This window comes from Okeania sp. SIO3B5 (assembly GCF_010692555.1).
Taxonomy (GTDB): Bacteria; Cyanobacteriota; Cyanobacteriia; order Cyanobacteriales; family Microcoleaceae; genus Okeania.
This window is the reverse complement of the sequence record NZ_JAAHHG010000001.1, coordinates 11,422-33,864: the sequence shown is the minus strand read 5'-3', so window position 1 is coordinate 33,864 and position 22,443 is coordinate 11,422. Positions and strand designations below refer to the sequence as shown.

Below are 22,443 nucleotides of genomic sequence, written 5' to 3'. Positions count from 1 at the left end.
TTATAAAATTACCAATCTTCCCATTTTGCTCTACTTTCTGTATCCCAATCATTAGAATTCAAAAGTCAAAAGTTAGAAGTCAAAAGTTAGAAGTTAGAAGTTAGAAGTCAAAAGTTAGAAGTCAAAAGTTAGAAATTAGAAGTTAGAAGTCAAAAGTCAAAAGTCAGAATTTAATTGAACAAACTGTCAGTCAACTTTCAAGTACGGAAGTCAACGGAAGTCAAAAGTTAGAAGTCTGAAGAAGAGAGGGTGTATCTAACTCAAGCGGAATCAGTTGTATCTCCTATAATAAAAAATAAAATTAATTATCGTCTAAATACATTAATTCTTTCTGCCTACTCCCTATTTTTCTACGTTATAAAATTACCAATCTTCCCATTTTGCTCTACTTTCTGTATCCCAATCATTAGAATTCAAAAGTCAAAAGTTAGAAGTCAAAAGTTAGAAGTTAGAAGTTAGAAGTCAAAAGTTAGAAGTCAAAAGTTAGAAATTAGAAGTTAGAAGTCAAAAGTCAAAAGTCAGAATTTAATTGAACAAACTGTCAGTCAACTTTCAAGTACGGAAGTCAACGGAAGTCAAAAGTTAGAAGTCTGAAGAAGAGAGGGTGTATCTAACTCAAGCGGAATCAGTTGTATCTCCTAATAATAAAAAATCAAATTAATTATCGTACTAAATACATTAATTATTTCTGCCTACTCACTATTTTTATACCTTATAAAATCACCAATTTTCCCATTTTGTTCTACTTTTTGTATCCCAATCATTAATAGTATTATCTTGCTTTGTACTCCCTTGAGGTCGATAATTTATTTCATCTTCCTCATCAGATTCTTTTTCCATTTCAACTTCTTCATTCTGGGAATAAATATTAGTTAAAGGCTCTACAACTTTAGCCAACGCATCTTGAATAAACAACTTAACAAACTCATCTTTTCTTGTTAATTGAAATTGTGTTTGTACTACCTCTGTAATGCCACCATCTCCCCAATCTTGATTATGACTAAAATATTCAATAAAACTCTTCCCAGCAATTCTAGTTAAATAAGCTGCACTTACTCCTTGAATTGCCTTCCCAATTAAAAAAGTTGCTATAGTTAATTGTAAAGCTGTAGAAATTAATTTAATCGCCCCTTCAACAATACCTAAACTAGCAAGTGTTTTAGCCAAAGACATTGCTAACTCTTGCCCTCTTTCAAAATTCAATTCACAACCATAAACTTTGCCAATTTCTACCACCATTTGAGCATTAACTGCTGCTGTGGCCAACACATCAACTACAGGCAAAGGCGTAACAGCAATAACCCCTGCCCCTATCCACTGAAACCTTTCTAAAATCTTCTCTGCTTGTCGTCGTCTTTGAGCATCAATTAAACATCTTGCCTCTTCCCCTAAACGTTGAGATTTGAGCAAAATATTATCCGCAATCAAATCTTCTCCTTCAGACCTCAAAATAGCAGCCATACGTCCGATTAAAGCCATAATATCAGGTTCTGGCTGATATATCTCCCCAGTCTCAAGCTTAACAGAATGAGGATGAGCAGCGATCGCCACAATATCCATCTTGCTAAACCCTACTAATCTTTCCCTGAGCTTAACAATGATTGCTTCCTGGTCTTCTTTAGTGTAGAGGTCAATTTTATTAAAGACCACAAGCGATCGCTTACCAATGTCCGCCAAATATTGAAAAGCAGTATATTCAGACTTCTGTAAATCATTATCAACCACAAATAATAATAGATTCGCCTCTGTCGCCAAAATTCGTGCCAGTTGACCCCTTTCTGTACCTGCTACTCCCGCTTCTAGAATTCCTGGAGTATCAGTAATCAAAATTTCTTTTTCCAATCCTGGCATTTTTAAATGATAGGTTTCTCCTACTGTAGTTGACCCCATAGGTGCTTCTACCCTACCCACCATCTGACCCATTAGCGCATTAACCACAGAAGTCTTACCAGCAGAACCAGTACCAAAAACAACTACTTTTACATCACCTCGTGCTAGACTAGCTTCTATTTCTTGTGAACGCTCTAATAACGCTTGTCGAGCAACCTCATCTTGAATCAATATAGCCTGTTGTCTCAAAGCTTTGAGAGATTCAGAAGCTACCTCAGATTTCACAACCGGAATCTTAACTTTAACTTTTGAACCTCGTCGCCGTTGATTTTTTTGAATGGTATATAGTCTCAGATAATATATGAAAGCAAAAATGACTATTCCAATGAGGAAAATTAATAATAGTAAGAATAAGTTGGCCAAAAGTGGAGGAGCGGACCATGAAACTTGACTATATAGCCATGATAAAGAACCAATCAGCCAAATTATGAGAAATAAAACTAGGCTTAAACCTAGAATCAATATTAACAAGCGGGAAGTAGACATTTCGAGTTACTTGAAATAAGAGGTTTGAGGTAAATTCAGTTATCAGTATTTTCTTTTTTATCCCTTTAAAAGGGCAGGAGACTTGATTTTTTTGGTTATATAGCAGGTAAGAGCTAATAGTGATAAAAAAAGTGGAATGTATTCGATTAATTATCAGCTTATGTCCTAACCCCTATGGCTGGTATATCTAAAATTTCTTTGGTTCACAAGCTGATGGTCAGGAGTTTTTTTGTTCTAGAAATTAAATTAATCAAGAAAAAAGAACATCCGCTTTAAAAATCCCTATTATTTATTGGTGTGCAATATTTTGAGTTGAAACACTATCTAAAATCTAAGACTTGAAAGCTAGTGCCACTACGCGGAAGTCAAAAGCGAGTGCTAATTGGTGAGGTTTCCTACGGGGCGCCTACTGTGCGGAAGTAATTCTGCACACAGCCCCTCCAGAATGTAAGACGCACTTCATTACAGTCAAAAGTTAATCATTTTTGATTGGTAAGGCTTTTAGGATTTTGTAACTGGTTAGTTATTTCTGCCATCCTGTACTAGATATAAAGCAAAGATAAATATTTAATTAAATGTTATGGATAACTTGAAAAAGAAGTTAAAATATTAAAATTTTGTATGTATGAAGCTATTTAAAAAACCATCAGAAGAAACACAATCAACTCCAAAAACTATTTCTGACAACAGTAATGAAACAGGTTTAGGAACATTTGGTGGTGTTTATACTCCCTCAATTTTGACAATTTTGGGTGTAATTATGTACCTCCGCTTTGGGTGGGTAGTAGGTAATGTTGGTTTATTGGGAACTTTGATTATCGTCACTTTGTCCACAGCAATTACCTTTCTAACTTCTTTGTCAGTCAGCGCGATCGCCACAGATCGAATAGTCAGAGGAGGTGGTGCCTACTATATGATTAGTCGGTCTCTAGGTATTGAAACAGGTGGTGCAGTGGGAATACCACTATACTTTGCCCAAGCTCTATCAGTAGCTCTTTATACTATTGGTTTTGCAGAAAGCTTAGTAGATGCTTTTGGTGGCCTTAACCAACTATATGTAGCTCTGATTACAACTATAGCAGTGGCAGTCTTAGCTATAACTTCGGCAGAAATTGCTATTAAGGCCCAGTATTTTATTATGGCTGCAATAGTTCTATCTCTAGTTTCATTTGCATTCGGACATCCCCTAGAAACAACAAACATAGAAATATCGGGAGCTTCAGAGATAGTATCAGAACCATTTTGGACAGTTTTTGCGGTCTTCTTTCCAGCCGTAACAGGTATTATGGCAGGGGTGAGTATGTCTGGAGACTTGCGAGAACCTAGCCGTTCAATTCCTGTAGGTACTTTGGCAGCCGTTGGTACGGGGTATGTAGTTTATATGGTACTACCAATTATCCTGGCTATGCGGGCGGATGCTACTACTTTAATTGAACAACCTCTGGTGATGAAAGAAATGGCTTTTTGGGGACCAGCAATTTTGTTGGGAGTTTGGGGGGCAACTCTTTCAAGCGCGATCGGTAGTATTCTGGGAGCACCAAGAGTCTTACAAGCTTTAGCAAGAGATGGAGTTTTACCTAGTTGGTTATCTTTTCTCGGTAATGGTAATGGGCCAAATGATGAACCCAGGATTGGTACAGCGGTAACTTTAGGTGTAGCTACTGCCACGGTTTGTATTGGTGACCTAAATATTATTGCCCCAGTGCTGACAATGTTCTTTTTGACCACTTATATGGTTTTAAATGTTTCAGCGGGTATAGAAGGCTTTTTACAAAGCCCCTCTTTTCGTCCTACATTTCAAGTCCATTGGTCATTATCAATGTTGGGAGCGCTTGGTTGTCTGGCAGTGATGTTTTTGATTAATGCTGTGGCTACAGTTATTGCTGCTTTGATAGTGCTGGTAATATTTTTCTGGCTACAGCGAAGGGAGTTAGAGACAACTTGGGGAGATGCTAGACGCGGAATATGGATGGCGTTGGTGCGGGAAGGAATTCTTCAATTAGGTGAGGAAGATACTAAAAATTGGCGGCCACATATTTTAGTTTTGTCTGGGATAGCGAAAAAACGCTGGCTATTGATTCAGTTTGCAGATGACCTGACTCATAATCGAGGTATGATTACTATTTGTAGTGTTCTGCCTAGTGCGTCTCGTGATGTGTCTCAGCAAAGTGATATGCAAGATACGATTCGTGAGTATTTGGACAAGCGAGGGGTACAAGCTCTGGTGCGAGTAGTTACTGCTACAGACTTTTTTGATGGTGCTAAACTCTTGGTGGAAACTTATGGCATTGGGCCACTAACGCCAAATACTGTTGTACTTGGAGATAGTCAGGAACCTTCTAGGCGTCATCGCTACTGTCAGTTGATTGGTCATATTCATAAGGCTAAGAAAAATGTAGTGATTTTTCGAGAAGATAGCGATCGTGGTTTTGGTCAACATCGTCAAATTGATGTCTGGTGGGGTGGTTTACAAAATAATGGCGGCTTAATGTTACTTCTTGCATATTTGCTGCGTACAGATATTGATTGGCGGAATGCGGAAATTTACTTGAAACTTGTAGTACCCGAACAAGCTGCTATTCAACCAACTCAGGCAAATGTTGATCGTGTGATTAGAAATTTACGCATTCGCACTGTATCTCAAATTTTAGTTTCTAATGGTCGTCCTTTCTATGACATCTTGCATGAGTCTTCTGAAAATGCTGACTTGATTTTTCTTGGTATTAGGACTCCAGGGGAGAATTTTACTGAGTATTACGAGGATTTACAGTCCAAAACTGCTAATCTTCCTAGTACAGTATTTGTTCTGGCAGCACCAGGTTTTTCTTATGGTGAAGTTCTCAGCGATCGCTAATTTTCACAGAAGTCAGGGAATAGGGAGTTAACGAAGTCAGAATTCAGAATTCAGAATTCAGAAGTTATATCAAATCCGGTTGAATACCCACACTTTGGAGGGAGGAAGGCAGAAGGCAGAAGGCAGAAGGCAGAAGGGAAGAAAAGGCTAGAAGGAAGAAGTTTTTTTATACCGAATTAAGCGGATTTGATATTATTTTTGTAAGGGGGATTTGAGCCCCGCTCCAAAAGTATTTATTTTGCTAATCAAAACGGGGTTGCAGGACTCAATTATTTTGATAAAATTGTTAATTTCACATTTTGAATTGATTTAATGAAAACTTTGGCAAGAGGTCTATTAGATATTTTAGCTATATATATAAGGTAGACTACAAAACTTCTACCTTCTGCCTTTAAGTAAAAATTTCTGTATTTTATGGTTAATGAAAACTGCTATAGTATTGCAGTTGAAGCAAAGGGCGCGGACAGTTCAAAAGTTTAAAACTCAGACAAAGTAATACTTTTCTTCTTCCTTCTTCCATAATATATATCCCGCTCCAAAAATGTAAAAATTAGAGCAGGATTATCATCTTAAGTTAGAGTTATATTCTAATAAAATTTGTGGTCATTTTTTAGATGATAATTAATCAGGAGGTAACAATGCCTTAATCTGACTGACAAATTCTTGATGATCCACTACTGGTTTAGAAATATAACTATCCGCACCACTTTGCTTCAAAAAAGATTCTCGATCGCCTGCCATAGCATGAGCTGTCACTAATATGATTGGTATTTTATCTGTTTTAGGGTCAGCTTTAAGAATTTGAGTAATTTTAATCCCATCAACAGATTTACCCTGGTAAACACTACGAGCTAGAGAAACGTCCATCAAAATCAAGTCTGCTTCTCCTGAGTTAGCCATTTTTACTACTTCTTCCACATCTTCTGTGTGCTTAACAGCTAAACCGCCTCTTTTGGTCAAAATCTTGGAAAAAACTCTAGCATTAACTTGATCGTCTTCTACAATCAAAACAGTTTTCATATAAGTCTCCCGCTAAATACTCGTAAGTTTAAACACCCCATTATAAAGTTTAGAGTGACATACTCCCACACGCTTGCTGGCGCTATAGTGTGGGCTTCTCGTTTCGTAGCCCCGGTATTCCGTCGAGCTCCACGAGCTTTAAGGACGTCTGGGCCCTACCGCCCTATTTTTTATATTTATCGCTGCATTCCAGTCGCGGTCTATTACAATACCGCAATGCGGACAAGAATGAATTCGTATATTTAATTCTTTGGGGACTTTTTCACCACAATTTGAGCAATCTTGGCTAGTATTTTTGGGGTTCACTCCTATAGTTTTCTGTCCAGCATTTCCGGCTTTGACAGTTAAAATAGTTAGAAATTGTCCCCATCCAGCATCGTTAATTGATTTACTCAAACGAGTCTTTGCTAGCCCTTTAATATTTAAGTTTTCGTGGGCAATAACATCCGCTTTTGATAACAATTCATTGGCTGTTTTGAAGTGAAAATCTTTACGTTTATCGGCAACCTTTTTATGTTGTTTAGCTACAGCTTTGACAGCTTTTAACCACCTTTTACTGCCTTTTTTCTTTCGAGATAAACGTTTCTGTAAAGTCTTTAATCGCTGCTGATATTTTCGATAGTATTGAGGTATAGGGACAGACTCTCCTTCACTTGTTACTAAGAATTCCTTTAGCCCCATATCGATTCCCAGAGTATTTTTTAATGTAGGTTCAACATTAAAAGTCAAAGCTGGAACTGATTTGTCTTCTAGAGATAAAGTTACATAATAACCATCAGCTTTACGACTAATCGTAACAGTTTTAATTATAAATCCTTCTGGTATTAGACGATGCTGAATCAACTTTACCTTGCCAATTTTGGGTAAATTAATTTGATTTTCTTCCATGCAGTCAAGTTTGATTTGAGGATAAGTAAAACTGCGATAACGTCCTTTTCCTTTAAACCTTGGTTTCCCTAATTTCTGTCCATTTTTGTCGGCTTTCAACCATCTATCAAAGGCAAGCTTTACCCGCTTTATGCAATCCTGCAACACCTGAGAATGAACTAGCTTATACTCAGGAAACTTGTCTTTGGTATTGACCAAATCTCGTTTTTGAGAGTAATAATTTGGATCATCTAAGAGTTGAGGAATTGGCATCACTAAGGGGCAAGCGTTAACTGGACAACGGTTTTCTGACCACCATGAGAACCTTTCACCTAACCGATAGTTGTACTGCCGACGCAACAATTCCAACCACAATTCTATTGTGGCTAACTGTTCTTTATTGGGCCTTAATTTATATTGGTAGGCAGTGCGCATGGTGGAAAATTCCCGGAGTGATAGCAATAGAATCATACAAGTTTTTCAACCAGGGCGAAAGCTTTTGCTGGGATGTTGGCCAATTGAATGGGCCTCGAACCTATTCAATTTGCTGCCGATTCATCTCACGCCAAATCAAAAATTATAGCGTGAGGCTTCTCGACGATTCAGCTAAATTTTCTTATAGATAGGGAAAGCCAACTTATATCGTTTCACTAAAGTCAAAAGTTAAAAGTCAAAAGTCAAAAGTCAAAAATGATATTTTAAGTACTTAAAACGTCTATTCTCCAGTAATTAAAGCTTATTATTTGACTTCATCAGTTACCAACTATTTGTGACATTTTTTAAGTGAAATGGTATTAGTTTAACTACTTTCAGTTTAATCAATTAAAAATTACACAATGATTTACTCAACTGACTAAATAGATATTGTTTTAAATTTTTCTCATAGTTATTTGTGAGTTTTTGAACGTTTATCTCACTAGAGAGAAGTTTAATAGTCTAATCTTATTGAGATAAAGATTGAGAATATATTTTCTTCTGCCTGCTATGATGATGAGAAAAGTAATCTGGAAATACTACTTTTAATGTAAGCATTCAACCATCAGCTATTGCTTTTAATTTGAGGTAAAAGCTTTACTAATTGAGTCAGAATTGATACTTACTATAAAAACTAGCTTTAAAGTCTATATTCATTAAAACCCGCTCATCAGAGCTGAGAGCTGACAGCTAATAGCTGTTTGCGCAGCATTCCGCAGGAAATGCTTACTTTTTAGTAGCTCCAATGCAGGAACCTAAAATATTAATAATTATACATAATTATCTAAGGTAAGATTTCAATTTATTCAGCATAATTGAGGTTAACATACTTTGCATTTATGTAATTGTACTACTTTCTAGAGTGGCATAGCAGATATTTTCGATCTGGATAGCCTTCAATGTATTAGTTGCCTAAGTTAAGTAGGTAATATTTTAAGCCTTAATCCAAATTTTTGCTCGATCAAATATAAATAATTATTCCTATAATCAACTATGGTCAAAAGATTTGAGGTGTGTTAGCTACTATAGCAATATGATTTTACTTGTGAGATATTGGAGACTTTTGTTTTAGGGAATAGGTATGGAGGGAAGAAACCAATACATAAGAATAAGATAACTGCTATATTCTATACTTTAAAGGAACACCTCAATTCTCACATCTGACTCCTGATTGCTATATTTCCAAACAATCTTGTATACATTAAAAAAAAATTACTACTGTGAGAGTCTATAAAAATATTAAATTTACTTTGCCTGAATTAGAAAAAAACATCCCTCAATACACTACCAATTAGTAAACTGATGTGCATATAAGTTGGGTATTCCTTGTTACTTTTGAGAAAATTTAGGTATTCCATGCTGAAAATCTTAAATTGTCATAACATTTTGACTTAGTCTGTCAATTGTGATTCGTCATTTTTTATAAATCGTAATCTAAATAGCAACTCATGGCCAAACAATTAAATCTACTCTCCGGACAAGTCGTTACTGCAGCGCTGCACATCGAAATGCAGCAATCATATCTTGAATATGCCATGAGTGTGATTGTTGGTAGGGCCTTGCCAGATGTCAGAGATGGACAAAAGCCAGTGCATCGTCGAATTCTATACGCTATGCATGAACTTGGTCTCACCCCAGACAGACCATTTCGTAAATGTGCCAGGGTGGTTGGAGATGTTCTGGGAAAATATCATCCTCACGGGGACCAAGCTGTTTATGATGCCATGGTACGGATGATTCAAGACTTTTCCAGTCGTTATCCATTAATTGATGGACATGGTAACTTTGGCTCTATCGACAACGATCCTGCTGCTGCTATGCGGTATACAGAAAGTCGTTTGGCATCTATTAGCAATGAAGGCTTACTTACCCAAATTAGTGAGGCTATAGTTGACTATACCAACAACTTCGATGGCTCCCAGCAAGAACCTACTGTATTACCGGCACAATTACCTTTTTTATTACTTAATGGTTCTTCTGGTATTGCAGTGGGAATGGCGACTAATGTTCCGCCACATAATCTGGGAGAAGTAGTGGATGGCCTCATTGCTTTAATTGATAATCCTAATCTTTCCGATGAAAAGTTATTTAGATTGATTCCTGGGCCTGATTTTCCTACTGGTGGGGAAATTGTTAGTACTGATGGCATTATTGATGCTTATACTAAAGGTAGAGGTAGTATTCCTATCAGGGGAGTGGCTACTATTGAAGAAGTTCCTACAGCTCGTGGGCGTCGTACAAAAAGGGCTATTGTGGTGACAGAGTTGCCTTATCAGGTTAATAAAGCGGGTTGGATTGAAAAAACAGCAGATTTGGTTAATGCGGGTAAAATAGAGGGTATTTCTGATTTGCGAGATGAAAGCGATCGCTCTGGTATTAGGGTTGTAATTGAACTTAAACGTGAAGCTGATCCTAGTGTTGTACTTCACCACCTTTATCAGCACACTGATTTACTTTCAAAGTTTGGTGCTATTATGTTGGCTTTGGTTGATGCACAACCACGACAGTTATCTCTACGAGATTTTTTACAGGAGTTTATTAGTTTTAGGGAGCAAACTTTAACTCGTCGCTACAGGAATGATTTGGAAATAGCTCAAGGTAGGTGCCATATAGTTGAGGGTTTGCTTAAAGCTTTAAAAGATTTGGATACTACGATTGATATTCTCAGAAATGCTCCTGATGGTAGTAGTGCTAAGGTTAGTTTTCAAGAAAGTTTGGGTTTAAGCGAAAATCAAGCTGATGCTATTCTGGCAATGCCAATGCGCAGACTGACTGGTTTAGAAAGACAAAAATTAGAGGAAGAATATGAGCAACTGAGAGGGAAAATACAAGAGTTACAGGGTTTGTTGAGCGATCGCCGTCTACTTCTGAGATCGTTGAAAAAAGAATTGCGGACTCTAAAACGCAAGTATGGTGATCCTAGACGTACTCGAATTATTGTTCAAGCGGAATCAAATGCTTCTGTTTCTCAACAGAAAAGCAATGTAGAAATTGGCGATCGAGAAACAAATAAAGCAGCTAAAGGTAGAGGTAGAAAATCAAAAAGTACAACTGTTGAATCACAATTTTTGACTTTGGAGGCTGCTCCACCACCGACTGAAGAGGTTGTTATAGAATTTACTCACCGAGGATATGTAAGACGATTAGCTGCTAAAGAATTTGAGAAGCATCAAATTGATAAAAAATCTAATATTATTACTGAAAATAATGATGATTTTACTATTAATATAATTGAGGCAACTACAGACAAAACTTTAGTGGTATTGACTCGTACTGGTAAAGCTTATCCTCTGAAGGTAAATGATATTCCTTCTGGTTCTAATCGTTCGACAACACGACATGAGTATAAGGGTGTACCTTTAGTAACATTATTATCACCGTCAGCAACTAAAGAAATGACGGATGCTCGTCAGGAGTTTATTATTGCTCAATTTGTTTTACAGGAGGCTGAAGAAAATAAAGATTTAATCATGTTGACTCAAAATGGTAAAATTAAACGTTTACCTTTGTCTGATTTAAGTGATATTACAAATCGCGGTATAACAGTAATTAAACTAAAGGAAGATGATGAATTACGTTATTCTAATTTAGCTCAGGTAGGGGAACAAGTAGTTTTGGCAACTTCTGGGGGGAGATTATTAAGATTAGAAATAGATGAGGAACAGTTACCATTAATGGGACGTACTGCGCAGGGATCTCAAGCAACAAGATTAAGAAAACAAGAGGAGTTGGTAGGTTGTGTAACTTTGGATGGAGAAAGCAATTTATTTTTAGTTTCTGAACAGGGTTATGGAAAGCGTATTGCTATTGGTTCGTTGCGAGTTGCTAATCGTGGTGGTATTGGGCAGAATGCTTTTCAGTTTACGAGACAAACTGATGTTTTGGCGGGAATAGTTGTTGGTGAGTCGGGTGTAGTGGCTCAGATGTTAACAACTGATGGTAAGGTTTGTGGAATGATGGTGGATGCGGTTAAAGTTTATGGGCAGGATGATAGGGGGAGTCGGTTGGTGAAATTGGGGGCAAAGGAGAGGATTATTAAGGTTGTTGGTTATTGAGAGAGTGGGGGAGTAGGGGAGTGAGGGAGTAGGGAAGTAGGGGAGTGAGGGAGAAGTAAACATAAGAATAATTAACATTAACTTACTAATTATTAGCAAAAAGGTGATAATACCAGTGTTAATTACTTAATAACTGAAGTGCTATACCAAATTAATAAATGTTTGCTACAAATATTTAGGGTATTTCTTAGGAGTCAGGAGTCAGGAGTAAGAAAGAAATAAAGAATAAGAAAGAGGGGGGGAAGGAGAAAGTTTTTTTTTATCACTAATTAGGGCTTGCTGATTAAATCTAAAAGCATTGACATATAAATGTTTTAGCATTTCTTAGTTGAAAAAAGTCTAAGCTTTTAGGTCGTAATGGTTCAAAAAATTAGTATTTTAGGCTCATAATTGCGCAGAAAAATCAAGGGAAAATTATTACTCCTACCCCCTCTAAATTCCCATTTCTCCTGTATCCTGTCTCCTGTCTCCTGACTCCTACCCATGCCAAAAGATTTTTTCAGCAAACCCTAATTAGGCTTTGCTTAATAAAGTCTTTTTGTGGAGGTAGAAAGAACGAATAGTTGGTCATTTGCTAAAAATTATCGATTCCAGTTTAGACTTCTTGTGAGTCAGTCATGTCCACCCATTCAATTTCCCTGTTATTATAGTGAATATCAAGAATGTGTAACAATTTTTCACGCTGGAGTATGGTGTAAGCTTTTTTAAGTAAATTGTAGGCTCTCTCAGAATATTTTTCACCACCCCAGTACCATAAAGATCGACCTGCCTTTAAAGCAGGTACTACGTTATCATCTGTACATTCATCAAGAAGTGCTTTGTATCCTTCATTGCTACGTTTACTATAAACCTTTAATGATTCATTTCTGCGGAACTTTTCAGGTACACAAAGTCCCAAACCAGTATCTGATGAAACGCTCTCTACTCGATTTTCGACAATCTCTATTGAATTCTTGCCTATATAATCTTGAATGCGTTCTAAAAATCTATTAATTATACTTTTAGTCTCTAAATAATCTTCATCCTCATCCTCTGGAAAATCTGCAAGACATTCATCACAATATTCAAGCTCTTCCTTGCACCGATCAATAAGTGCTGAGAAAATGCTACTGTAGACCGTTATTTCATCACCATCATTGTTATAGTATGACGCAGCACCTCGAAAACCAACAGAAGGGTCATCAAGTAGAAGTCCCCAGTGCAAACCATCACAATCTCCATGTAAATATGTAAAAAATTCTGGTAAATCTCGATAGTAGCGAAAGTGAAGAAGTGCTAATTTCTTAAAATTTTCAGTTAGTAATTTTGGGTTTAATATCAAGCTCAATAGTCCAGAAGGAGATACACGAATTGTACCTAAATCAATCTCCAATTCTTCTTCAGGATAGTTTTGTAAAAAATCAGCTAATTGAAAGATTGAAGTTGGAAAATCTATATTATAATACCCTTTTAGCAAGCGTTGAATATCTGCAAACTCTTCCATAATTTTTTTTCTCTCTCAAGATAGAATATTCCAAAATTACCCCTATTTGCTATTATCTTATTATAGATATTCAATCAAGATACGATGTTAGTAACTAATAATCTCTGCCTCAAGTCTTATAGCCTTAAAACTATTAATAGTTTTCTCCCCGTCTTCAACCCAAAATTGCCGACCAAACTGTACTAACTTTTGTTGTTTATCATCAAATATTAATGCTCCTATTGCGACCTTTGCTTTTTCCCGATCGCCAGAAGATTGTTCTTCAACAATAGCTTGAATTTGTTCAAATAAAGAATCATTTTCAGGAATAATATTTACTGGTATTTGCAAGATAATTATTTGTCTTTGTTTAGCAGAACCATTTTCAGTTATTAATAATTCAGGGTCTTTTTTCGGAGGATTTTTTTGACTTTCTAATTGCTCTATTGGTTTTTCTACTTCTGCAATAGGTTGGTTAATTTCTATCTCTTTATTTCTCAATTCATTTTGATAATTATCTAATTCTGTAAATGGTTTTTCCTGTTGTTCAACTGCGTCTGCCATTACCTTTTCTACTGCTTCTGCACCATCTACCAATAACTGACTTTCATCATCTTTCTTATCAACTTTTCCAGTCAATACTAAAAGTGCATTTTCTGTCAGTAAATCTTTAATTTCTTCATATATTTTGGGAAAAACTACTGCATCTACTTGCCCAGTCATATCTTCTATTTGCAGAAATGCCATGCGATCGCCTTTTTTCGTAATATGAGGTTTAATTCCAGCTAACATTACCAATAATTTTATAACTGACTTAGATTTTTTTTCCTTCATTTGAGCGATAGAAATAGCATCCCGAATTTGATTTTGTTCCTGTGCATATTTGAGAGGATGGTCGGATACATAAAATCCTAGAATTTCTTTTTCATACTGCAATTTTTCTTTGGCTGGAAAATCTGAAACAGGTGAAGATTTAGGAGCAGAATCAAAAGCTGGCATTGTTGCTTCTGCCACATCAAATAAATTTAATTGTCCCATATCCCGGTCTTTATTTCTATCTTGTGCCCATTTCATTACACCTTCTAAATCTTTAATTAATTGGTGACGATTTAGTTCAATTTTATCGAAAGCTCCACATTTAATTAAAGATTCTAAAGTACGACTATTAAGAGCATTAAGATTAACACGGTCACAGAGATCGGCTAAAGATTTAAATTCTCCCCCTTCTTTTCTTGCTTTTAAAATTGCTTCTATTGCTCCTTCACCTACATTTTTTACTGCGGATAATCCAAATAAAATTTTATCTTTTGTTTCTCCTGTAGCTACTTTTGGCAAAGGAGTAAAATCTACTTCTGAGCGATTAATATTTGGTGGTTCGACTTCAATGTTAAATTTCTGACAATTAGCAATATATTTTTGTACTTTATCTTGGTCGCCACTATTAGCAGTAATTAAAGCTGCCATATATTCGACTGGATAATTGGCTTTTAAATAAGCAGTTTGATAAGCCACATAAGCATAAGCTGTGGAATGAGATTTATTAAAACAATTAGAGGCAACTAACCCATTTGCTAAGACAAAGTTATGGTCTTTTTTTACACCAATATCGTAAACATTTTCTGTTTTTGCCAGCTTGCGAGAAACAATTTTTACCACGACGATAATTCCTTTTTAAAAGTCAAGAATTAAAACTAAATAGAACTCATTTGGTATCTTTGACATTAACATTCGCGATATAGCTGTCGCTACGCTCCGAATGGCGCGTTTTACACAATACTATTTTTTGTGTTGAATAAAAAATCATGCGTATAGGCGAGCAACACCCAATAACATTTATGATATCAGAAAAATTGTGAGAATGCAACGGAAAATCCTTTGACGCGCAGATTTTTTATGAGCTTAAGGCAATGAAGAAAAAATGTGGTTTTCCATTGAGGAGTTGAGGAGTTATATGTGGTAAAGATGTAATCAAGGAAAAACAGGTATTTACTAGAGCTTCACAAGATGAAAACATTTCTGGTATTGCTTCTGGGAAAAATTCCTCAATATTGAAATCTCTTAACTAAATAACTCAAGAGGCGATCGCTCTGTCAACCTCATCCCTTTTACATTGATTTTCTTTTCATAACCTGAGCGATCGCCCTGGAAACTACTAACTATTTTTGTGTTGAATAAAAAATCATGCATATAGGCGAACAACCCCCAATAACATTTATGATATCAGAAAAATTGTGAGGATGCAACGGAAAATCCTTTAACGCGCCGATTTTTTTTTGAGCTTCAGAGAATGAAAATGTTGGTAGTTTTCTGCTGAGGAGTTATAGAAGGAAAGATTTAATTGAGGGAAAACAAGTATTTATGGGAGCTTCACAAGATGAAAACTTTTCTGGTATTGCTTCTGGGAAAAATTCCTCAATATTGAAATCTCTTAACTAAATAACTCAAGAGGCGATCGCTCTCTAAAATTCACCTCTTTGACATTATTTTTTGGTCAAACAAGTATTGATTTGAGCTTCAGAAAATGAAAATATTTCTGATATAGCTCCCAGAAAAAATGCCTTAATCTTCTGATTATCTCTAACTAGGGTTTGCTGATTAAATATCGCGCTTATTGACTGATATTGGTTTGAGCAATTTTAGATCTGGAAAAAATGCGAGGTTTTAGGTGGTAATGGTTCAAAAATTCAGGATTTTGCTCAAGAGTTGGGCAGAACAATATTGGGAAAATTCTTACTCCTACCTCCTCCAAATTCCCCGTTCCTCCTGTCCCCCTCCTGGGAGGGGCGAGGGGTGGATTGTCTCCTGTCTCCTACCTGCACCCATAAGACTTTTTCAGCAAGCCCTAACTATACTTATCATACTTTCTTTTTTCCTTCTTCCTTCTTCCCTCTTCCTTCTTCCTTCTTCAAATCTATATACTTTCTTTTTTCCTTCTTCCTTCTTCCCTCATCCCTCTTCCTTCTTCAAATAAACACTTCAAATCCAAGTTACGCTCGAAAATTTCATCAATAGGCAACATTTGACCATCTTCAGCCATAAACTTATGTTCTGGAGTTGCCCGAATAACAGTTCCATCTTCCAGACTATACTCATAAACCTCCTGCATACCCCGATTATGCCATTGAGCAATTGGCTGTGTATAAACATATCCATTCTTATCTACCGTATAAACAGTACATTCAATCCGGTCTTCTACAATTTTACCAATAGGAATAGCACCATATTCCACAGTCATAATTTCTGTTTCATAAGCCAAACAATATTCAGCAAATTTAATCATCTGTTCAAACAAATCTTGTGCCACGGCAGAATGAACACCTCTTTGAGTTGCACCATCAATAAATATTTCTCGATGCTTTTCCATTTCCGCAACCTTTTTTTTACCCATGCAGTTATGAACTATAAAATCATTAGCAATGAAATTATGAGTTTCGGGAATTGTCAAATCAAAAACTTCTTCCTTGCCAATATATTCTATAGAAGTAATCTCATCCCAAAACACTTCAGAATTAGCTATTGCTTTTAATTCTTCATCTGCAAAAGCTGTGGCAAAATTATTAACTTTATGACGGGATAAACTCCTAGTTGGGGTGTTTTGAAAATTCAAACCTGACGACATTGTGGCACGACATACACCGACAGCTTTGTCTATTTCTGTCCAAGTCATTCCACTAGCTTTTTTAGCTTGTGCAATTAGGGTAAGCATTTCTGGAGGTAGGCAATGTTTAGATTGATTCTTTTGCTTATCTTTGATAGCTAAATAACAACTTTGACAAATCTGCTTTTTGTAACTACTCAAATATGGCTGTATTAATTCACAAAACTTGAGCATATCCTCACGCCCTGTAATTTGAACCCGATAAGAAAGATAAGGCTTACCTTGATATTTTATCTTTTTAATATTGAACAGAGAAACTATACCTAAACGCAGAAGTAAATGTTGGATTTGTCTGACTAAAACTTCTGAGGTAGAATTGTAATCTGTATGCCCAATTTTTTTGTCAAAACTACCATCGGTTGACCATAAAATTCCTAAGAAAATTTGTAACTGACTCTTAGACAAAGAAAATACCCAATTAGGAATTTCTTTATCCCGTGAATTAGCACGTTTGAGATGATTATCTACCCAATTATTAAAAGCTGAAAGAAAACCTATACGGACATAAATAACTGATTTTTTTCCTGGATGTAGTTGTTTATCGACAGGTGCTGAAGAGCCAAATAATTCTTCTGCACAGCGATTAAAATCAGCAATTAATTCTGGATCGCTATTACAGAAATAACTTCTGACTTCTGACTTCTGACTTCTAACTTCTAGATGTCCGTCACCTATTAAATAAGCAGTAAGTTTAATTTGAGCATCAGATATTTGACTACTATGATTAATCGGAATTTTTTTTGGTAAACCTAAGCGATCGCCTAGGTCAAAATCTTCTAAAGGTTTCCATCCTAAAACTGTATAAAAAAGGTGGTTGTTTGTAGCTCTAATTTTCCTATTTGTACGAGTGGTAATTTCCCAAACATCTCGGACACCATTAGCATGAATTTCTGTTATTGGTTTTTGCACAATTTGTTGACTTTTGATGTCTAAAGAAAAGACTTTTCGACTCAACCAATACTCAGGTTTGGCAGCTATTTCTTTGAGACTAATTAAGTTGCCTGTTGCTGCATCTATTACTTTTGTGGAACCACTTAGACAACGACGTAATAAATCTGCTTCTCCTAAAGAATATCCTGCTAAATCTTGAGCCATTTTCATAATTTGCTCTTGGTAACAATTATGAACAACTACTCCTTCTGCTAGAAAGTATGGTGAGTTTTGGTCTTCCATTTCTAAATCAAAACATTCTGCTTTTCCTGCTTCTTCCACCGAGACAACATAAACAAGTCTGACATCCTGTAAATGAGTTTTTTCGTAGATTTCTTGGTTAGACTCTTCCCAATTTTTATGACTCCAACTATTCGTCTGAAAAATGGAATCTTCTGAAGGAGTTGTCCAAGAAAAGTCTGATAAATTTGTCTGTCTGAATAAGGTTTGTTTTGAGAAGGAAAACTCCAGATTTTTCTGAATCGAAGTATCTGTCTGAGAAATAGAATTTTCTGAAGGAGTTGCTAAAGGAAAGGAGGAAATCTGTAGGTAGTTTTCTTGGGAATTTTCCCAATTTTTCAGCTTCCCTCTATCTGAGAAATTTGTCGGTTTAAATAAAGTACCTTTTTTCAGGGAAGACTCCATATTTTTCCAACTTGAAGTATCTGTCTGAGAAATAGAATTTTCTGAAGGAGTTGCTAAAGGAAAGGAGGAAATCTGTAGATAGTTTTCTGGGAAATTTTCCCAATTTTTCAGCTTCCCTCTATCTGAGAAATTTGTCGGTTTAAATAAAGTACCTTTTTTCAGGGAAGACTCCATATTTTTCCGACTTGAAGTATCTGTCTGAGAAATAGAATTTTCTGAAGGAGTTGCTAAAGAGAAAGAGGAAATCTTTAGATGGCTTTCCCTAAATTTTTCCCCATTTTCCGACTTCACTCTATCTAAGAAATTTGTCGGTTTAAATAAAGTACCTTTTTTCAGGGAAGACTCCATATTTTTCCGACTTGAAGTATCTGTCTGAGAAATAGAATTTTCTGAAGGAGTTGCTAAAGAGAAAGAGGAAATCTTTAGATGGCTTTCCCTAAATTTTTCCCCATTTTCCGACTTCACTCTATCTAAGAAATTTGTCGGTTTAAATAAAGTACCTTTTTTCAGGGAAGACTCCATATTTTTCCGACTTGAAGTATCTGTCTGAGAAATAGAATTTTCTGAAGGAGTTGCTAAAGGAAAGGAGGAAATCTGTAGATAGTTTTCTGGGAAATTTTCCCAATTTTTCAGCTTCCCTCTATCTGAGAAATTTGTCGGTTTAAATAAGGTAGCTTTTTTCAGGGAAGACTCCAGATTTTTCCGACTTGAAGTATCTGTCTGAGAAATAGAATTTTCTGAAAGAGTTGCTAAAGAGAAAGAGGAAATCTTTAGATGGCTTTCCCTAAATTTTTCCCCATTTTCCGACTTCACTCTATCTAAGAAATTTGTCGGTTTAAATAAGGTAGCTTTTTCCAGGGAAGACTCCAGATTTTTCCGACTTGAAGTATCTGTCTGAGAAATAGAATTTTCTGAAGGAGTTGCTAAAGGAAAAGAAGAAATCTGTAGATAGTTTTCTCGGAACTTTTCCTGATTTTCTGGCTTTAGTCTATCTAAGAAATTTGCCCGTCTAAATAAGGTTGGTTTTGACAGAGAAGATTCCCGATTTTTCCGACTCGAAGTATCTATCTGAGAAATAGAATTTGTCGAAGGAGTTGCCAAAGAAAAATCTAAGAAATTTTTCTGTCTGAATAAGGTTGATTTTGACAAGGAAAACTCCAGATTTTTCAGACTCGAAGTATCTATCTGAGAAATAGAATTTTCTGAAGGAGTTGCCAAAGAAAAAGAGAAAATCTGTAGATAATTTTCTCGGAAATTTTCCCAATTTTCCGGCTGAGGTTTCTCTGAGAAATTAGTTGGTCTAAATAAGGTAGCTTTTTCCGGGGAAAACTCCATATTTTTCCGACTCGAAGTATTTGTCTGAGGAATGGAATTTTCTGAAGGATTTCTCAAAGAGAAAGAGGAAATCTGTAGATGGTTTTCTCTAGATTTTTCCCAACTTTCTAGTTTCTGTCTATCTGAGAAATAAGCTTCATTTTTACCCAGTCTTTTCTGGTTACTAGAAACTTGCCATTTTTCATAAACCGCAGAACCATAAATATTACCCTTCTTAATTCCCTCCACCCCAGGTTTCAACTCCCAAGCAAACTTATCTCCTTCCGGCGTTAAAAAGCGATGGTTTTTTCCCGCATAAATTACCGTTCCGCTAGACAAAGTAATCTTTAATATTTCCCTAACACCACTCCACCACTGTTTAGCAACTTTTGCCTCCCAAACTTTCCTCCCATCCGAAGTTAAAATTATCTCCCCACTCTTAATATTTTCGATCGCCTCTCTCGAACCATCTGGTTTATCAATTAAAGTTCCTTTAGGCAGACACAAAACTCCATAAGTTTCTTGCAAAATTGGCTCTAACTTTGGATCTTGATATTCAATTTTCTCCCGCCCATGTTTCCGGTCAATAAATTTTGGAATTAAACCAGCATCTAAAGGTCCGGGGCGATACAAAGCCAAGATAGAAGAAATATCTTCAATAGAAGTAGGCTTCAATTTTTTCACCACATCAACCATCCCAGAAGATTCCAACTGAAATACTCCTTCCAAATCTCCAGATTTAATCAAGTCGTATGTCTCTTTTACATCACCTGGCATTTTCTTAATCTTGCCTCTTGCCAAAATTTCCATTGCCTTTCTTTCATTAGCGGGTAACTCGTCTGGAACTAGAGGAATATTATGATTTTTCTTAATTAAGTTGGCAGTATTCTGAATAATAGTTAAATTTTTCAATCCCAAAAAATCCATCTTCAACAAACCCAAAGACTCTATATCCTCCATGTGATACTGAGTAATCACCGAGCCATCATTATTTCTTTGCAAAGGCACAATTTCATCCAGAGGTTCCTTAGAAATTACTACCCCTGCCGCGTGTACTCCAAAAGTTTTATTAGTTCCCTCAATTCTAATTGCCATCTCTATCCATTGCCGGACAGAAATTGTACTAACTTCTCCCCCTTCATTATCTTCTATTTGTATTTCTTTATTTTCAAAAGCTTCCTTAAATTCTGGGGAAGGAGTTTCATCAGAAATCATCACTTTTAACTTTGCTGGTTTACCCCTGGCAACAGGAATTAATTTTGCCATTTTATTCGCTTCCCCAAACGAAACTCCCAACACTCTCCCCACATCTTTTAATACTGCCTTAGATGTCATCCGGTTAAAAGTAATAATTTGAGCAACTCTCTCTTCTCCATACCGTTCAGTCACATAATCAATCATGTCATCCCGACTTTCAATACAGAAATCCGTATCAATATCTGGCATTGATTTCCGTTCGGGATTTAAAAATCTTTCAAATAACAAGCCATGATGTACCGGATCTATATTAGTAATTCGCAAAGAATAAGCAACTAATGAACCAGCAGCACTTCCTCTACCAGGACCTACAGGAATATTTTCATCTCTGGCATATTTTATGTAATCCCAAACTACCAAAAAATATGTAGAGAAGCCTTTATCCTGAAGAACTTTTAATTCAGTTTCCATCCGCTCTTTATATACTGCGGAAATTTCACTTTTTTGTTTAAGTTTCAGCCTTTCCAATAATCCTTTCCAAGCTAGTTCTTCCAGATAAGTATCGGCATTATGTTCTGGTGGAATAGGATAGTCAGGAATTCGTGGTTCTCCTAATATTCCTTCGTAGGCTTTAACTTTATTTGCTACTTCTAATGTATTAGCGATCGCTTCTTCTATAGTTTCATTTTCTAGATGGTCTCGAAATAATAATTTCATCTCTTCAGCAGACTTTAAATATTCGGTGCCACTATACCGCATCCTTTTTTTTTCAGCTATTAATTTTTGAGTGTTAATACACAACAAAGCGTCGTGTGCTTCTACGTCTCGACAAGAAATAAAATGAGAGTCATTTGTCGCTACTATTTTTATGTTTAATTTCTCGGCAATTCTAGCTATTCCAGTATTTACTACTCTATCTTCTTGGAAACCGTGGTCTTGTATTTCCAAATAATAATCTTCTCCAAATAAATCTTTGTACCGTTTAGCTATTTTCTTGGCTTCCTCAAATTTTCCCTGCATAATATTTTGCGGTACTTCTCCTGCCAAACATCCGCTAGTTACTATCAAGCCTTCGTGATATTTTTCTAGTAATTCTTTGTTAATACAAGGTCGAGCAAATATACCTTTTCCTTGAAAACCATGAAGGTGAGAAAGGGTTGTTAGTTTGACTAAGTTTTTATAGCCTTGAGTATTTTTTGCTAATACGACTTGGTGAAATTTTTTGCCTCTTTGTTGTTTCTCAATTTCTCCATTTATCACATACATTTCATTGCCAATGATAGGTTTAATTCCTTTATTTCTACAGAGTTTAATTAATTGAATTGCCCCATACATTACTCCATGGTCTGTCAGAGCAATGGCTGGCATTCCTAGTTCCACGGCTCTATCTATTAATTGTGGTAATTGGGATGCCCCGTCTAATAGGCTATAGTCGCTATGAATATGTAGGCCAACAAATGACATTTTTTTTAGATTTTAGAATAAATATTATATGTAGCTTTATTTTATAGGGAAGAAGTAGGAAGGAAGAAGGAAGAAGGTTGATATTTAATTTTTGCTGGTGTTGGTTTGACTGAAAGTCTTTACCTGT

9 protein-coding genes are annotated in these 22,443 nt (G+C 36.0%); 2 read left to right on the top strand and 7 right to left on the bottom strand.

The genetic code is table 11. From position 1 onward, the window contains the following. Positions 1-720: 720 nt before the first annotated feature. Entirely contained in the window at positions 721-2,376 is a 1,656-nt protein-coding gene (locus F6K54_RS00095) for a YcjF family protein (RefSeq protein WP_293072776.1), read from the bottom strand. A 625-nt stretch (positions 2,377-3,001) separates the two neighbouring features. Here F6K54_RS00095 and F6K54_RS00090 point away from each other — a divergent pair. Next, a complete protein-coding gene (locus F6K54_RS00090; RefSeq protein ID WP_293072773.1) occupies positions 3,002-5,230 on the top strand; it encodes an amino acid permease in 2,229 nt (742 codons plus the stop codon). 621 nt (positions 5,231-5,851) lie between these two features. On the opposite strand, the gene F6K54_RS00085 is transcribed toward F6K54_RS00090, so the two are convergent. Beyond that, positions 5,852-6,250, bottom strand: coding sequence for a response regulator (locus tag F6K54_RS00085; protein ID WP_287273528.1), 399 nt, complete (start codon positions 6,248-6,250; stop codon positions 5,852-5,854). A 138-nt stretch (positions 6,251-6,388) separates the two neighbouring features. Continuing rightward, complete coding sequence (locus F6K54_RS00080; RefSeq protein ID WP_293072765.1) at positions 6,389-7,552, bottom strand: transposase; 1,164 nt, start codon at positions 7,550-7,552, stop codon at positions 6,389-6,391. Positions 7,553-9,039: 1,487 nt separating this feature from the next. Here F6K54_RS00080 and F6K54_RS00075 point away from each other — a divergent pair. Further along, positions 9,040-11,646, top strand: coding sequence for a DNA topoisomerase (ATP-hydrolyzing) subunit A (locus tag F6K54_RS00075; protein WP_293072762.1), 2,607 nt, complete (start codon positions 9,040-9,042; stop codon positions 11,644-11,646). A gap of 595 nt (positions 11,647-12,241) precedes the next feature. On the opposite strand, the gene F6K54_RS00070 is transcribed toward F6K54_RS00075, so the two are convergent. The 4 genes from F6K54_RS00070 to dnaE form a co-directional block, all read right to left on the bottom strand. Further along, complete coding sequence (locus F6K54_RS00070) at positions 12,242-13,129, bottom strand: ADP-ribosylation family protein (protein ID WP_293072759.1); 888 nt, start codon at positions 13,127-13,129, stop codon at positions 12,242-12,244. An 87-nt stretch (positions 13,130-13,216) separates the two neighbouring features. Next, positions 13,217-14,764: an OB-fold nucleic acid binding domain-containing protein gene (locus tag F6K54_RS00065; RefSeq protein ID WP_293072756.1), complete on the bottom strand. Its 1,548-nt coding sequence runs from the start codon at positions 14,762-14,764 to the stop codon at positions 13,217-13,219. A gap of 402 nt (positions 14,765-15,166) precedes the next feature. Then, on the bottom strand, positions 15,167-15,295 hold the full coding sequence (locus F6K54_RS00060) for a hypothetical protein (protein WP_293072753.1): 129 nt from the start codon (positions 15,293-15,295) through the stop codon (positions 15,167-15,169). A gap of 724 nt (positions 15,296-16,019) precedes the next feature. Then, complete coding sequence (gene dnaE, locus F6K54_RS00055) at positions 16,020-22,316, bottom strand: DNA polymerase III subunit alpha (protein WP_293072751.1); 6,297 nt, start codon at positions 22,314-22,316, stop codon at positions 16,020-16,022. Between the last annotated feature and the right edge of the window lie 127 nt (positions 22,317-22,443).

What these genes read in the sequence shown, in the direction of transcription:
- F6K54_RS00095 (WP_293072776.1), bottom strand. Translation starts at nt 2,376, where the DNA reads ATGTCTACTTCCCGCTTGTTAATATTGATTCTAGGTTTAAGCCTAGTT.
- F6K54_RS00090 (WP_293072773.1), top strand. Translation starts at nt 3,002, where the DNA reads ATGAAGCTATTTAAAAAACCATCAGAAGAAACACAATCAACTCCAAAA.
- F6K54_RS00085 (WP_287273528.1), bottom strand. Translation starts at nt 6,250, where the DNA reads ATGAAAACTGTTTTGATTGTAGAAGACGATCAAGTTAATGCTAGAGTT.
- F6K54_RS00080 (WP_293072765.1), bottom strand. Translation starts at nt 7,552, where the DNA reads ATGCGCACTGCCTACCAATATAAATTAAGGCCCAATAAAGAACAGTTA.
- F6K54_RS00075 (WP_293072762.1), top strand. Translation starts at nt 9,040, where the DNA reads ATGGCCAAACAATTAAATCTACTCTCCGGACAAGTCGTTACTGCAGCG.
- F6K54_RS00070 (WP_293072759.1), bottom strand. Translation starts at nt 13,129, where the DNA reads ATGGAAGAGTTTGCAGATATTCAACGCTTGCTAAAAGGGTATTATAAT.
- F6K54_RS00060 (WP_293072753.1), bottom strand. Translation starts at nt 15,295, where the DNA reads ATGCATGATTTTTTATTCAACACAAAAATAGTTAGTAGTTTCCAGGGC.
- dnaE (WP_293072751.1), bottom strand. Translation starts at nt 22,316, where the DNA reads ATGTCATTTGTTGGCCTACATATTCATAGCGACTATAGCCTATTAGAC.